Below are 15140 nucleotides of genomic sequence, written 5' to 3' on the forward strand. Positions count from 1 at the left end.
AATAATGCGAAGGCGTAAACAAGATTACTGGATGAGTTCCTCTATTGTCCTGAAAAACACCAAAACAAAACGCGTCAAGCGCCGCATCCGGCAATAAAAAACCGCAACCTGTATCAGCGTTGCGGTTTATGCATCACATACTAAAAATTAGAACGTTTTCTTGAAATTGAGCATCACGCCTTTATCGCTGACGCCGTCTTCTTTCCAGTGATAGGCATCCAGATTCAGCGAGCTCTCTTTGCTGCTGTACTTCACGCCGACGCTTGCCAGGCTGTTGATACCGCCGCCCTTCTGCCCATCATCGACCTTAAAGTGCTGGCTGCCTGCGCCTGCCAGGCTTGCCGTGCGCTGGCTCTTCGTGTAGCTCAGGTTCGGCCCACCTTCCAGCGCGGCGTTCGCACTCCAGCCGTCTTTCCCTGCGTAGTCCAGTTTCAGCCCAACGATGCTGTCCACCGCCGTTTCGCTGCCGTTGTTCATGCTCAGGTTGAAGTCTCCGGCATTACGCTCCTGATAACCGCCTTCCAGCGTGTGACGCAGTTTCACACCCACATATGGCGTGATTTTCAGCCCTTCGCGCGGTTCAAAGGTTTTCGCCCCTTCGCTGCGGAACTCCAGGTACTGTTGTTTCACATTCGTGTCTGCCGTCTTACTGATGTCGCCGTAAGCCACCGAACGGCTGCTGTCCAGTTGGTGGATATCGTAACGCAGCGCGTTATTCCAGCTCATACCGTTGTCAAAGGACATCTGATGCTTCAGGCCAAAGAACTGGCTGTAGCCGCCTGTAACACCATTATCACCCGCTTTCTGCGCACCGTCGCCGTCCAGACGGGCGATACCGTACTCCAGGCTCATGGTCTGGTTTTCGCTCAGGTCGAGGGTTTTACGCAGCGCCAGCATGTCGTACTCGGTATTGTTACCCAGCTCAGCACGCGGATCGCCTTTCGCCACCACGTTAAATGCCAGACCGTTGCCCATCTTCGGTGCTGCGTCCGCCAACATGCTGAAGCGGTTACTTAACACGCGCGCCTCACGGAATACCGTGGTAGCCTGGCTCCCGCTGACTTGTTTTAGCGCGCTGTTCAGCTCTGCAGTGGTGCCGACGTTCAGACTGGTATACAGCTCGTTGTTGGTGTAACCCGCATCCAGCGCTTTTGCCACGTCATTCACTGAGGCATCCGTCGCCACATCGGTGTAGGCGTTTTTGCTCATGGTCACATCAACGTTGCCGCTGGCGTCGGTACTGCCTGTCGCCTGCCAGACAACAGATGTCGAAGTGATCGCTTGCGCATCAGTCAGGTTGCTGCCTTGCACCACATCATCAAAGCTGACGGTTTTGTCCGCCGTTCCCGCCGCAAAAGCGGTGTTGATCTCCACGCCTTTCATACTGGCGTTGTTGACCATCAGCTTACCGGCGCTACCGTCGGCGTTCGTTCCCACCACGTAACCATTGAGGTTGTTCATGCCATCGTTACGGCTAACGGAAGAAGAATGGCTGCCGTCGTATGGCGTAATGGTGGGTTCTTCCGGCGCGGTAAAGTCGACATAGTGTACTTCCGTACCGTCTCCCCCTTCGCCACTGCCCTCTATCGCCGTGCCAGATTGTTTAATCAATCCGGAACCATTCACGCTGTCGTCAATATAAACAGTGCCGTTGTTAACAATGTGACCATTGCTCCCGAGCTTGCTGAAAGCCCAGGAGTTATTGGCGTAGATATTAATCGTACCGTTGTTTTCAACCACACCATCCGCTTTGGCGTCCGATGCTAATTGCATCCCAATCATGCCTGTTTGTGTCGTGCCTTCGCTGCCGACATTGATGGTGCCATTGTTAACCATTTTTGCGCTGCCGTGCGCATTCATGGCGATGGCACTATCAATATTGATAGTGCCATCGTTAATTGCCCGGCTACCGGCGTTATTATTTGACGTCGTAACCTGGCCGTTAATCACACCTGTCGTACCGTTATACAACGTATGCCCATTACCGCCGGTAGCGATATCAGCATCACCATTCACTGTACCCCAGTTGTTGAAATGCCCAGCCCAAAGTCCGTTATCAAGAAGATCGACAACACCACCGTCCAGGTTATTGAATGTCGCGTTTTTATCAACCGAACCACTGTGAACCGTTCCTGCGTTATTGAAGGTGGCTGCGGCAGAAAAATTCACTTTATTGACCGTTCCATCCGCTTCGTTATTCATCACGGTAGAAGCAGAGGCCCCTTTCCAGGCGGTTACCGTCCCGGCGTTATAAAATGTACTGGCCCATTGTTCAACAGTGTTGATAGTGCCGGAGTTGTTGATAACAGAACCCGCAACGGTTGTACCTACCTGCCCGGTCACTACACCTTCGTTAGTAAACACGCCGCCATCCACAGAAACGGTTTTTGTCGTGCCCTGGTTGGTGTATTCCCCACCCGTTGCAATATCAACCTCGTTTATACTGCCCGTGGTTTCATTGACCAGATGACCAAAGCCAGCCACGGTGACAGGCCCCCCGGTAACCGTACCCGCGTTGGTTACCAGGGTTTCGGCTGTTGCCGTGATATCAGTAGTACCGCCATATGAAGACAGGTTAAGCGTTTCCCCCTCGACCGTAATGATATCGCCGTTTCTCCAGCTTAATGAAACAAACCCATCAGTCGGGTTATAGGCGTTTTGATCCTGGCATATACCAAAAGTACAGATAGTTCCGTAGTTAACAATAGTCCCGGTGCCATCGTTATAGAACGCCTGCCCGTTTTCAGCATTGATATTGATGATGCCTGTCTGGTCATTAACTGCGGTACCGCCATTATAAACTGCCATACCGACGAGTTTATTCGCCCCCAGGCTGTCATCAAAGTTCTCATTCTTCTCGAGGTTGATGGTACCCTGATTAACCACGGTGTTATCGGTACCGTATGCCGCCATCCCGGCCCCGGCATTGTAGATAGTGATCGTGCCTGGCTGCTGATTAAACGCGGTGGCATTTTTCCTTGCCCCATCATAACTGTCCGTTCCTACCGCCATGCCGACACCATACTTTCTCGCATTGCCGCTGCCGATATCGTTGCGTAAGGTAGTGGTGTCGTTTTCATCTACCCAGAGCGTATCCAGGGTAATCTGGCCCGCATTATTTACAGTTGAATTATTAATCGCCAGCATGCCGACATTACCCCGGCCATACATATCAATTACGCCATTCGCACCATTCAGTGCTGAACCATCATCCTGAGCAGTCATGCCCGTCATACTAATAGCGCTATTATTAAAAACTGAGGGGTCGCTCAATGACAAAGCATTGAACATATTCAAAACGCTATACTGTTCCATCACTTTAGCCGTGATGGTACCGTTATTCACCGCAGTTCCGCCTACGTAGCTAAAAAAGGCCCTACTGGAGGATTCCGGCGATACATCGATTTCGGATGAGTAATCATATTGTTCAAGTAAAACAGTGCCGTTATTCGTCGCAACGGATCCCGTACCCGATATTTCGGCAAACCCAATATTCCAGAGTTCAACAAACCCGTTATTGATGACTTGCGATCCTGAACTGGCGCTAAGTATTGCTGATGTCGAATTGTTATAATGCGCATAAACATCAATGTCCTTCATACTGAAGGTCGCATCATCCGTGATTTCAAGAAAGGCATTATTGCTTGTCTGAATAATATCGGTATAGCCCACAGGAAATTCACCGCTGATTACGGAGTCTCCCCCCAGATAAACCGACGAATGACCATCGACCTGTATGAGCGGAATATCACCATAGCCTGTACGACTGGCGGCAGGGGCTGAACCGTCCGTCATGGACGATGCTTCACCAATCAGTTGAATACCACCCCGTAAGGTAACGCTATTGTCATCTCCCGAAACCACCAACCCACTGATGTTTTCCTGACTACCACTGAAATTACCATAGGCGTGTTGCGCAAGTTCGCTATCAACCTTCAAAGTTAACTGACCATCAAGCATCAGGTCATTACTGTTTCCCGAAACACGAATGCCCACGGAAGGGTCGAAAAAGTGATCTGCTGCATTATCAGCCGTCTGATCTTTATCCACCAGAATATTTCCGGTAATGTCGATATTATTACCATCACCCGAAATATTTACTCCGGTAGCCATATTGCCGGTCACATTAAGCTCATTCGTCGCCAGCTTCATGGCGTTATTATTTCCAGATACATCCAGACCGGTTGAATAATTCCCTACATCCATACGGCCAGCCAGAGAAATCTGACCGTCATCTCCAGCGACGCGAATCCCGGTACTGAAATTATTCGAAATAATGTCACCCACATTGATAAGGGTAGAATGATTGCCCTCAATCAGAATCCCTGTCGCATTGGCCTCTGAACTGCCATTACTAACAGATATATCCCCCATATTAATAAACGTCGACGCATCGCCGCTAAGAGAAACGCCGGTCGATTTTTCATCAACCACCGTTATATTGCCTTTGTTGCTGACTATCGCGTCATCGCCGTCAATATAAATGCCCAATGCAGCATTACTAACGTATAAATCCCCTTCCTGTTTAACCGTCGCGTTATTACCAGTGATTTTACTGCCTGTTGAATTTTCCCCATCAACAGACATATTGCCTTTATTATTGACTCTGACATCATTACCGGTGATAACCGCCCCTGTTCCACCATTAATGACAGTGGAGTCGCCGGTGTTATTAAATATTGTACGATCGCCATTGACGATAACCGCCGTGCCACCATCGACAACCGTCTCACCGTTATTATTAATGGTTATATTATCGCCGGTCAGAATACCGACCACTGAACCTTCGCCAACAGCCTCTGTTTTACCCTCGTTTGTCAACTCAATGTGGTCGCCATTAATCACCATTACTGTACCGCCATTCAACGCGGTATTTCCCCCCTTATCGGTGATGGTGGCATCGTTAACCTGAAAATGGTCGCCTGTCGTTCCATCAGCAACCGTACCCGCCTCTTTAACAATATGGATTTTGCCATCGTCATCATAACTCCAGGTGATCCCGCCCACAGTATTGACGCCGTCAAAGCTGACAGTGTTGGCCGCCTCGTCAACGGACCAGGTTTTTACGATCGTCGTTTTGCCATTTGGCCCAGTGAGCGTGTAACTGCCATCTTCATTTTTAGCATAGGTGAAGGTGGTATTACGTATTTCTACGGTCTTAGCATCCTGATCCCAGGTGACATTATTATTGTAAACGACAGGATCGTGTTTGACTGGGGTGTCATCGCCATCGTCCGGTGGTACTGGCGTGTCGCCGCCATCGTCCGGTGGTACCGGTGTGTCGCCGCCATCGTCCGGTGGTACTGGCGTGTCGCCGCCATCGTCCGGTGGTACTGGCGTGTCGCCGCCATCGTCCGGTGGTACTGGTGTGTCGCCGCCATCGTCCGGCACTGGAGACATATCGTCGTGGTGATGATTATTATCATCGTGGAGTGCATACACCGCTACTCCTGTCGCTACCGCAGCCAGGCCCACTGCTGCCCAGGACATTAACTCACGATCTTCAGCTGATTTACACTCTGCTGGTAGCTTTTCTAACTGTTCTTTACTCAGTGATTTAATATTGACCGGGCAGCTAATCTTGCTGGATTTACGAGAGTCATCCGATGTTTCCGTTATCGACGTATCTGCTGCCCAGGTCTGGCTGCTTAACGCCATTGCAACACAGACACTGAGCATTTTTTTCCTTTGCATATGAAATTCCTCATGAATAGATGATTATGCAGTCCAGATAAACTGCACAGCGTTATATAGTTACAAATTTTCGAAATCTGGATATTGTTTTTAACAGAACAAATATATTGATTTAGTGAATGCGTTTATTCATTAAATCAATATGTTTATTCTTTAATTTATATTTTTAACGCGTTCATTTCAACTTAAAAATTGGTGTGACAGAGTTAAGTTTGATAATATCGGTGAATTAAAAAATGCGATTAATTCATTACACAAATAAATTATATTGTTGATGAAACACTTATTTTTGGCATCCACATGAGATTAAATAAAAATAATTACCAATTGAATTATAGTCGTTACGAAACATTCAAGGAGGCACAGCCAGACAAATTTTACTCGACAAATTCCGACTTATTATTTTTGTATCCACATCCCGTTAATTCCGCGAATATATTCTCCAGAATTAGCTTTTGCTACCAGTTTCTGCCCAGCCAGTTTTTCTATTTCTGCAACCGGTAGATTATTTTTTATGGCGAGTTTTTGATAGCTTTTTTTACGTGATTCATTAATCGTTTTGACTAACATTTGTGTTTCGGTATCCGCTTTTAATGCAACCAGATAACCATTATACGTTTCTCCAACAAGCCCCTGAGTTCGAGCGTCATCCAGCGTCAGTGCCATCGCACTGGCGCTAAATAGTGCATTAATGACAAAATACAGTATTAAATTTCTCTTCATACTCGCCTCAGAAAAGGTCGCTACGGGTCTCGAGCAGCTCTTCAACGTCTTTGTCTGCCTTAATGATGATCTCATGCTCAATTTTAACGTTCATATTGATAGTGATCGGTTCCTTAGGTGCAGCGACTTCAATGCGAGGCGTACAGCCAACCAGCATAAAAGATGACGTCAACGCAGCCAGTAAAATTTTCATTGTTTTTCCTCACACCCTTTTCCTTGCGGACAGCCATTTTCCGGCAGACGCGCGTTCTGCTCCAACCATGCCTGGAGATTATCGCCAAAGCGTAAACTGCGCCACAGCGTAAAAATATTCTCTTCATGATGGTAATTAAGGTTTACCGTACCGCTTTTACCATCAACGCGACTGGTACCTGTAATGTTGGCCTGCATGGTTAATAAACCGAGATTATTTAAATTAATTTTTGTCGATGAACGGCTAATTTCCATATAGCGCAACCAGTTAATTGCTGAACCCGCGGTCATATTGTCTTTCACTACCGCATCTGCGGTGTCTTTATCCAGTCGCAAGGTCATTGGTCCACTATTTGCCAGCCAGCCATCTTTCACAATCCATTTTTCGTTGTTTAGCCATAACGGCAATGCACCACTAAATGCCCCGGACATGGCAAATTGTTTCGGATTGACGGCGCTAACCAGTTCGCTGGATGAGAGATTATTCAGCCGCAACAGCGCCGGGTCATGTTGCGGCATGCGTAATTGTTTCATCAGCACGTTACCGCCTAACACATCGACGCTAACATCGGTCAACAACAATGGTTCGTCTTCACTCCACGGATAACGCCCTTGCAAGTCAGCCGTAATATTTTTCGCTGTCACCAGATTAATCACTTCGGCAATTCGCAACGTAACGGGGCCGCGAGTCCCCAGATGCCAGGCTCCATCGGAAAAGCGAAATGGCAAAACAAAATCGACACCGTTGACCTGATTATCTGGCATCCAGGCACTACCGCCTTTCAACACACCGTGCCCTCCCGCGCGGAATCCTTGTTCAGGCGCAGCAGAAAATGCGACCTGGGCATATAGTTCGCCATCGCGTAAGTTCATCTTCCAGTCGGGTGGCACCAGCGGCTGGAATACGGTCAGTGATTGTTTAGGCCACCAGGCGTTACCGCGCAGACGAATACCGTCCCAGCGACCATTTACCCGAACCGGGCCAATCTCACCAGCATGTAAATCGCCTTTAAAGAGGAAATACGTCGGATCGCGTCCATCGACGCTAAATTTTAAGGTTGATGGCGGTAACACACTGCCACCCGTGAACAGCGTTTGCCCGGCGTCCAGTGACAGCGCGCCGCTAAAGGAGGGATGCTGTGCGTCACGTACCCAGACGACGGGCTTGTCGAGAATTAATCGCGGCTTTTCTACCGTCATTGTCCCGTATTGCAATTTGTCAAAGCCGGTGGAGAGATCGGTCAGCGTAATCGTGCTGTCATGCCACTCACCTTTTCCTGCGACATCCCAGGTGGCATTCATCGGTGTAAAACTCCCTTTTCCCCAGTAGCGCCACTGCCAGCGGCCAGCGTCAGGGAGAAAATCATTCGCCAGCCCATCCATATGCAGTACGAAATCGCCCAGTTCATTTTCATGCGCCTGCAAAATGGCCTGCAAACGTCCGTCAACACCACGTTGGGTGACTTTTACACCCGCTAAAGGCCAGCGGATTTCATCGATGTCCAGCGAATCGATGACTCTTCCCTTCGAACGTAATAACGCGCCTGGCTCAAAGGCCAGCGTTGGGTCAGTCAGACTTCCGCTTAGCTGCGCAGGTAAACGGGCATATAAAATGAGGTCCGCCTGTTTCGCTTCACCGGTCAGTTGCATAGGCAGCTGGCTGTTATCCATGCTTAATTTTCCTGGGCCAAAATTAAGCACCGCGTTGCCTTTACCCGCTTGCCCCTGGGTCAGCACACTCAGTCGTCCGCTGACCAGAGCGTTCTCAAGCCCTGCCTGCCAGTTGTCTACTTTGACACCCAGTCGTCCACTCAAAGGAAAACCTGCATACGGCCAGCTCCAGCGACCATCGCTTACGGTCAATTGTTGGCGAGTAATTTGCCACGGCAGATCGAGCAACGGATCGCCGTTATCCCGTGCCAGCACAATCAATTGCCCGCTATTTTCCTGCCAGTCCAGCTCGGCATCCACCAGTGAAGGCTCCTGCGGCAAGTTTAACGTCGCAGTAGCATGACCACTTACAGGCAGTCCATCCGGCACTAGCGGCATAGTAAATTCCCCCACCAGTTTAACTGGCGGCTGATTTTCAAACGCGACGACATCCAGTTCGCTGACTGTAAGTTGTTGCCCTTTCAGCTGGCCTTGAAATTTAACTTTTTCGCCCTGATAACGCAGTTGCTGGATATCGGAGTTTAATGCGAGAGAGAGTTTTCCCTGCCATTCCTGCCAGGGAGAAAAAATCAGTTTATCGATATTGATCCAGGTGTTAGGCAACATGGCCTGCCACTGCGCGAGGGTTTTTGGAGCGGCTGGCGATTGCTCCGTCTGCGGCAATTTCGCCAGACAAGCAGAATCAAGTTCTACCGTGCCGACGTTCAATAACCAGCGGCTGGGATGAGAAAGGCTGGCGTTTGTGATATGTGCAAGCTGACAATCTCCTACCAGATAACGGAGATCGGGAATGATTAAACCTTTACGCGTAATGCGTGGACTTTCATCTAATGCAATACGTGTCCCGAGCGGTAGCCAGATGCCCGCCAGCGTGGGAACCCACAAGCCGAGCGTCATCAGCAGCGTCAACGGCACAAGAATAATCAGTAATAACAGCGCGAGAACGGCTTTATATTTACCCAGCATGGGTAGTTAATATCCTGATTTAGCGAAAAATTAAGCATTCAATACGGGTATTGTGGCATGTTTAACCGTTCAGTTGAAGGTTGCGCCTACACTAAGCATAGTTGTTGATGAATTTTTCAATATCGCCATAGCTTTCAATTATATTTGAAATTTTGTAAAATATTTTTAGTAGCTTAAATGTGATTCAACATCACTGGAGAAAGTCTTATGAAACTCGCCGTTTATAGCACAAAACAGTACGACAAGAAGTACCTGCAACAGGTGAACGAGTCCTTTGGCTTTGAGCTGGAATTTTTTGACTTTCTGCTGACGGAAAAAACCGCTAAAACTGCCAATGGCTGCGAAGCGGTATGTATTTTCGTAAACGATGACGGCAGCCGCCCGGTGCTGGAAGAACTGAAAAAGCACGGCGTTAAATATATCGCCCTGCGCTGTGCCGGTTTCAATAACGTCGACCTTGACGCAGCAAAAGAACTGGGGCTGAAAGTAGTCCGTGTTCCAGCCTATGATCCAGAAGCTGTTGCTGAACACGCCATCGGTATGATGATGACGCTGAACCGCCGTATCCATCGCGCGTATCAGCGTACTCGTGACGCCAACTTCTCTCTGGAAGGTCTGACCGGCTTTACTATGTATGGCAAAACGGCAGGCGTTATCGGTACTGGTAAAATCGGTGTGGCGATGCTGCGCATTCTCAAAGGTTTTGGTATGCGTCTGCTGGCGTTCGATCCGTACCCAAGTGCGGCGGCGCTGGAGCTCGGCGTGGAGTATGTCGATCTGCCAACCCTCTTCTCTGAATCAGACGTTATCTCTCTGCACTGCCCGCTGACACCGGAAAACTACCATCTGTTGAACGAGGCCGCCTTCGATCAGATGAAAAATGGCGTGATGATCGTCAATACCAGTCGCGGTGCATTGATTGATTCTCAGGCGGCAATTGAAGCGCTGAAAAACCAGAAAATTGGTTCGTTGGGTATGGACGTGTATGAAAACGAACGCGATCTGTTCTTTGAAGATAAATCCAACGACGTGATCCAGGATGATGTCTTCCGTCGACTGTCTGCCTGCCACAACGTGCTGTTTACCGGGCACCAGGCATTCCTGACAGCAGAAGCTCTGACCAGTATTTCCCAAACTACCCTGCAAAACTTAAGCAATCTGGAAAAAGGCGAAACCTGCCCGAACGAACTGGTTTAATCTTGCCGCTCCCCTGTACGCCAGGGGAGCTTATTCAGATAATCCCCAAAGATATTTCATCCTCTATTCTTAAAATATTCCTCAGTCAGAAACCGTAATTGAGAACCACAATGAAGAAAGTAGCCGCGCTTGTTGCGCTAAGCCTGCTGATGGCGGGATGTGTAAGTAATGACAAAATTGCTGTAACCCCAGAACAGCTACAGCATCATCGCTTTGTGCTGGAAAGCGTAAACTGTAAGCCCGTGACCAGCGATAAAAACCCGCCAGAAATCAGCTTTGGTGAAAAGATGATGATTTCCGGCAGCATGTGTAACCGCTTTAGCGGTGAAGGCAAACTGTCTAATGGTGAACTGACAGCCAAAGGGCTGGCAATGACCCGTATGATGTGCGCTAACCCGCAGCTTAATGAACTCGATAACACCATTAGCGAAATGCTGAAAGAAGGTGCACAAGTGGATCTGACCGCGAACCAGTTAACGCTGGCGACCGCGAAACAGACATTAACTTATAAGCTGGCGGATTTAATGAATTAATAGCTGCCACAGCTCCCGGCGGCAAGTGACTGTTCGCTACAGCGTTTGCCGTTGGGTAATGCACACATCCCAATCGCCGTACCATCCAGTTGACGGGCAACAGAAAGCGAACCGCCGATCATTGCACAATTTGCTTCTCCACTACTGGACATCGACGCTTTTAAACCTGGCGCTACGTGCGCCGCAGTCGCCTGCTGAACAGGTTCACTACTACACGCCGACAATAATAAAGCGGCACACCCTACCCAAAACGCTGCTCGCATCTTTTCTTCCTCTGATCTTCAAGCCAAACGACACCGCCATAAATAATAGGCAGCACAGAGGGCGACGTCGAGAGCTGTCCTGCGCGTTGCCCCGCATTTTTACTTTTTTATGGCTATTTTTTTGCCCTCTGTTTGATCAAAACATTCATTACGCTGATGTGTGGGACACAAAAGCGAAAATGCAGAAGAAAGCCATTTGCTAAAATTGAAAGATAACTACTGGGCGCGCAGCAATTTCGTGCGCCCCTCATTTGCGCAATGTAAGGGTGTCATATGATTACTATTGACGGTAATGGCGCGGTTGCTTCGGTGGCGTTTCGCACCAGTGAAGTTATCGCCATCTACCCTATTACCCCCAGTTCCACGATGGCAGAACAGGCTGATGCATGGGCCGGAAACGGCTTGAAAAACGTTTGGGGAGACACACCACGCGTGGTTGAAATGCAGTCGGAAGCGGGTGCTATCGCTACCGTGCATGGTGCTTTGCAAACTGGCGCCCTCTCAACATCGTTTACGTCATCGCAGGGTTTGCTGCTGATGATCCCAACGCTGTACAAACTGGCAGGCCAACTGACGCCGTTTGTCCTGCATGTTGCGGCTCGTACCGTTGCCACACATGCACTCTCTATTTTTGGCGATCATTCCGACGTTATGGCGGTGCGCCAGACGGGTTGCGCGATGTTGTGTGCGGCAAACGTCCAGGAAGCGCAAGACTTTGCTCTCATTTCGCACATCGCGACGCTGAAAAGCCGCGTTCCATTTATTCATTTCTTTGATGGTTTCCGCACGTCCCACGAAATCAATAAAATTGTCCCGCTGGCCGATGACACTATTCTTGAACTGATGCCGCAGGCAGAAATTGATGCTCATCGCGCCCGTGCACTCAACCCGGAACATCCGGTGATCCGCGGTACGTCCGCCAATCCTGACACTTATTTCCAGTCTCGCGAAGCCACCAACCCATGGTACAACGCAGTCTATGACCATGTTGAACAGGCAATGAATGATTTCGCTGCCGCGACAGGTCGCCAGTATCAGCCGTTTGAGTATTACGGGCATCCACAAGCGGAACGGGTGATTATCCTGATGGGCTCTGCCATCGGCACCTGTGAAGAAGTGGTTGACGAATTGCTGACCCGAGGCGAAAAAGTGGGCGTGCTAAAAGTTCGCCTGTACCGCCCATTCTCTGCCAAACACTTACTGCAAGCATTGCCGGACTCTGTTCGGACAGTGGCGGTGCTGGATCGCACCAAAGAGCCAGGTGCGCAAGCGGAACCCCTGTACCTGGATGTAATGACCACACTGGCTGAAGCCTTTAATAATGGCGAGCGCGAAACCCTGCCCCGTGTCATCGGCGGGCGCTATGGTCTTTCATCAAAAGAATTTGGCCCGGACTGTGTTCTGGCAGTATTTGCCGAACTCACTGCGGCTAAACCGAAAGCGCGCTTTACGGTTGGTATTTACGATGATGTGACCAATCTGTCACTGCCGTTGCCGGAAAACACCCTGCCAAACTCGGCGAAACTGGAAGCCTTGTTTTATGGTCTTGGTAGTGATGGCAGCGTTTCGGCGACCAAAAACAATATCAAAATTATCGGTAATTCCACGCCGTGGTACGCACAGGGCTATTTTGTTTACGACTCCAAAAAGGCAGGCGGCCTGACGGTTTCTCACCTTCGCGTGAGCGAGCAGCCGATTCGTTCCGCTTATCTCATTTCCCAGGCTGATTTTGTTGGCTGTCACCAGTTGCAGTTTATCGACAAATATCAGATGGCTGAACGTTTGAAACCTGGCGGCATTTTCCTGCTCAACACGCCGTACAGCGCAGAGGAAGTGTGGTCGCGCTTACCGCAGGAAGTTCAGGCCGTGCTAAACCAGAAAAAAGCGCGTTTCTATGTGATTAACGCGGCGAAAATCGCCCGTGAATGTGGCCTGGCGGCCCGTATTAATACCGTCATGCAGATGGCTTTTTTCCATCTGACGCAAATTCTGCCTGGCGACAGCGCCCTGGCCGAATTGCAGGGCGCGATTGCCAAAAGCTACAGCAGCAAAGGCCAGGATCTGGTGGAACGCAACTGGCAGGCTCTGGCACTGGCGCGTGAATCGGTAGAAGAAGTTCCGCTGCAGCCGGTTAATCCGCACAGCGCCAATCGACCGCCTGTGGTTTCCGATGCTGCTCCTGATTTCGTGAAAACCGTTACCGCTGCGATGCTCGCCGGACTTGGCGATGCTCTCCCCGTTTCGGCGCTGCCGCCAGACGGCACCTGGCCGATGGGTACCACCCGCTGGGAAAAACGCAATATTGCCGAAGAGATCCCCATCTGGAAAGAGGAACTCTGTACCCAATGTAACCACTGCGTTGCCGCTTGCCCACACTCAGCTATTCGCGCCAAAGTGGTGCCGCCTGAAGCAATGGAAAATGCCCCTGCCAGCCTGCATTCGCTGGATGTAAAATCGCGTGATATGCGCGGGCAGAAATATGTCTTGCAGGTAGCTCCGGAAGATTGCACCGGCTGTAACCTGTGCGTCGAAGTTTGCCCGGCGAAAGACCGTCAGGATCCAGAGATTAAAGCCATCAATATGATGTCGCGCCTGGAACATGTCGAGGAAGAGAAAATCAATTACGACTTCTTCCTGAATTTACCAGAAATCGATCGCAGCAAACTGGAACGTATTGATATTCGTACATCGCAACTGATTACACCGCTGTTTGAATATTCAGGTGCTTGCTCTGGTTGTGGCGAGACGCCGTATATTAAATTGCTGACTCAGCTCTATGGCGATCGGATGTTGATCGCTAACGCTACGGGTTGTTCTTCAATTTATGGTGGTAACCTGCCCTCCACACCATATACCACTGATGCCAACGGTCGTGGACCGGCATGGGCGAACTCGCTGTTTGAAGATAACGCCGAATTCGGCCTTGGTTTCCGCCTGACGGTCGATCAACACCGTGTCCGCGTGCTGCGTCTGCTGGATCAATTTGCCGATAAAATCCCGGCGGAATTACTGACTGCGTTGAAATCAGACGCCACGCCAGAGGTTCGTCGTGAACAGGTTGCAGCTTTACGTCAGCAACTCAACGATGTTGCCGAAGCACATGAACTGCTACGTGATGCAGATGCACTGGTGGAAAAATCGATCTGGCTGATTGGTGGCGATGGCTGGGCTTACGATATCGGCTTTGGCGGTTTGGATCATGTATTGAGTTTGACGGAAAACGTCAACATTCTGGTGCTGGATACGCAATGCTATTCCAATACCGGTGGTCAGGCGTCAAAAGCCACGCCGCTTGGCGCGGTGACTAAGTTTGGCGAGCACGGCAAACGTAAAGCGCGTAAAGATCTTGGCGTCAGTATGATGATGTACGGTCATGTTTATGTGGCGCAGATTTCTCTCGGCGCGCAGCTCAACCAGACGGTGAAAGCGATTCAGGAAGCGGAAGCGTATCCGGGGCCATCGCTGATCATCGCTTATAGCCCGTGTGAAGAGCATGGTTACGATCTGGCACTCAGTCACGACCAGATGCGCCAACTCACTGCTACCGGCTTCTGGCCGCTATATCGCTTTGATCCGCGTCGTGCCGATGAAGGCAAACTGCCGCTGGCGCTGGATTCACGACCGCCGTCAGAAGCACTGGAAGAAACGTTACTTCACGAGCAGCGTTTCCGTCGTCTGAATTCGCAGCAGCCAGAAGTGGCAGAACAGTTATGGAAAGATGCCGCAGCTGATTTGCAAAAACGCTATGACTTCCTGGCACAAATGGCCGGAAAAGCGGAAAAAAGCAACACCGATTAAATGCTCTGGATAAGGATTATCCAATTCTAAATAAATATCCTCCGGCATAGCCGGAGGTTTTTCAAATGCGCCTGTAAGGCTCTGTTACCAGCCGCGCCCTAAC

The 15140-nt window shown here is 49.9% G+C and carries 8 protein-coding genes; 3 read left to right on the top strand and 5 right to left on the bottom strand.

Going from position 1 to position 15140, the window contains the following annotated elements:
- Nucleotides 1–147: 147 nt before the first annotated feature.
- The 4 genes from FQ015_RS21060 to FQ015_RS21075 form a co-directional block, all read right to left on the bottom strand.
- Nucleotides 148–5694, bottom strand: coding sequence for a BigA/YdbA N-terminal beta-barrel domain-containing protein (locus FQ015_RS21060; RefSeq protein ID WP_160524465.1), 5547 nt, complete (start codon nucleotides 5692–5694; stop codon nucleotides 148–150).
- Between the two features lie 399 nt (nucleotides 5695–6093).
- Complete coding sequence (locus tag FQ015_RS21065; protein WP_160524466.1) at nucleotides 6094–6417, bottom strand: YdbL family protein; 324 nt, start codon at nucleotides 6415–6417, stop codon at nucleotides 6094–6096.
- Between the two features lie 7 nt (nucleotides 6418–6424).
- Nucleotides 6425–6610: a YnbE family lipoprotein gene (locus FQ015_RS21070; RefSeq protein ID WP_000698145.1), complete on the bottom strand. Its 186-nt coding sequence runs from the start codon at nucleotides 6608–6610 to the stop codon at nucleotides 6425–6427.
- Nucleotides 6607–9246 (bottom strand): YdbH family protein, encoded by a 2640-nt coding sequence (locus tag FQ015_RS21075; protein ID WP_160524467.1) that lies wholly within the window; start codon nucleotides 9244–9246, stop codon nucleotides 6607–6609. The genes FQ015_RS21070 and FQ015_RS21075 overlap by 4 nt, the downstream gene beginning before the upstream one ends.
- A gap of 207 nt (nucleotides 9247–9453) precedes the next feature.
- Here FQ015_RS21075 and ldhA point away from each other — a divergent pair, with 207 nt between their 5' ends.
- Together ldhA and hslJ are read left to right on the top strand one after the other, a co-directional pair.
- Complete coding sequence (gene ldhA, locus FQ015_RS21080; protein ID WP_000762229.1) at nucleotides 9454–10443, top strand: D-lactate dehydrogenase; 990 nt, start codon at nucleotides 9454–9456, stop codon at nucleotides 10441–10443.
- Nucleotides 10444–10553: 110 nt separating this feature from the next.
- Nucleotides 10554–10976, top strand: a complete 423-nt coding sequence (hslJ, locus tag FQ015_RS21085; RefSeq protein WP_160524468.1) for a heat shock protein HslJ — start codon at nucleotides 10554–10556, stop codon at nucleotides 10974–10976.
- Here the strand turns inward: hslJ and FQ015_RS21090 are convergent.
- Complete coding sequence (locus FQ015_RS21090; protein WP_001295715.1) at nucleotides 10973–11239, bottom strand: putative hemolysin; 267 nt, start codon at nucleotides 11237–11239, stop codon at nucleotides 10973–10975. The genes hslJ and FQ015_RS21090 overlap by 4 nt on opposite strands.
- A gap of 273 nt (nucleotides 11240–11512) precedes the next feature.
- Here FQ015_RS21090 and nifJ point away from each other — a divergent pair, with 273 nt between their 5' ends.
- A complete protein-coding gene (nifJ, locus tag FQ015_RS21095; protein ID WP_039020839.1) occupies nucleotides 11513–15037 on the top strand; it encodes a pyruvate:ferredoxin (flavodoxin) oxidoreductase in 3525 nt (1174 codons plus the stop codon).
- Nucleotides 15038–15140 lie beyond the last annotated feature (103 nt).

This window comes from Escherichia sp. HH26CH, from assembly GCF_009820205.1.
In the GTDB taxonomy this organism is placed as follows: Bacteria; Pseudomonadota; Gammaproteobacteria; order Enterobacterales; family Enterobacteriaceae; genus Escherichia; species Escherichia coli_F.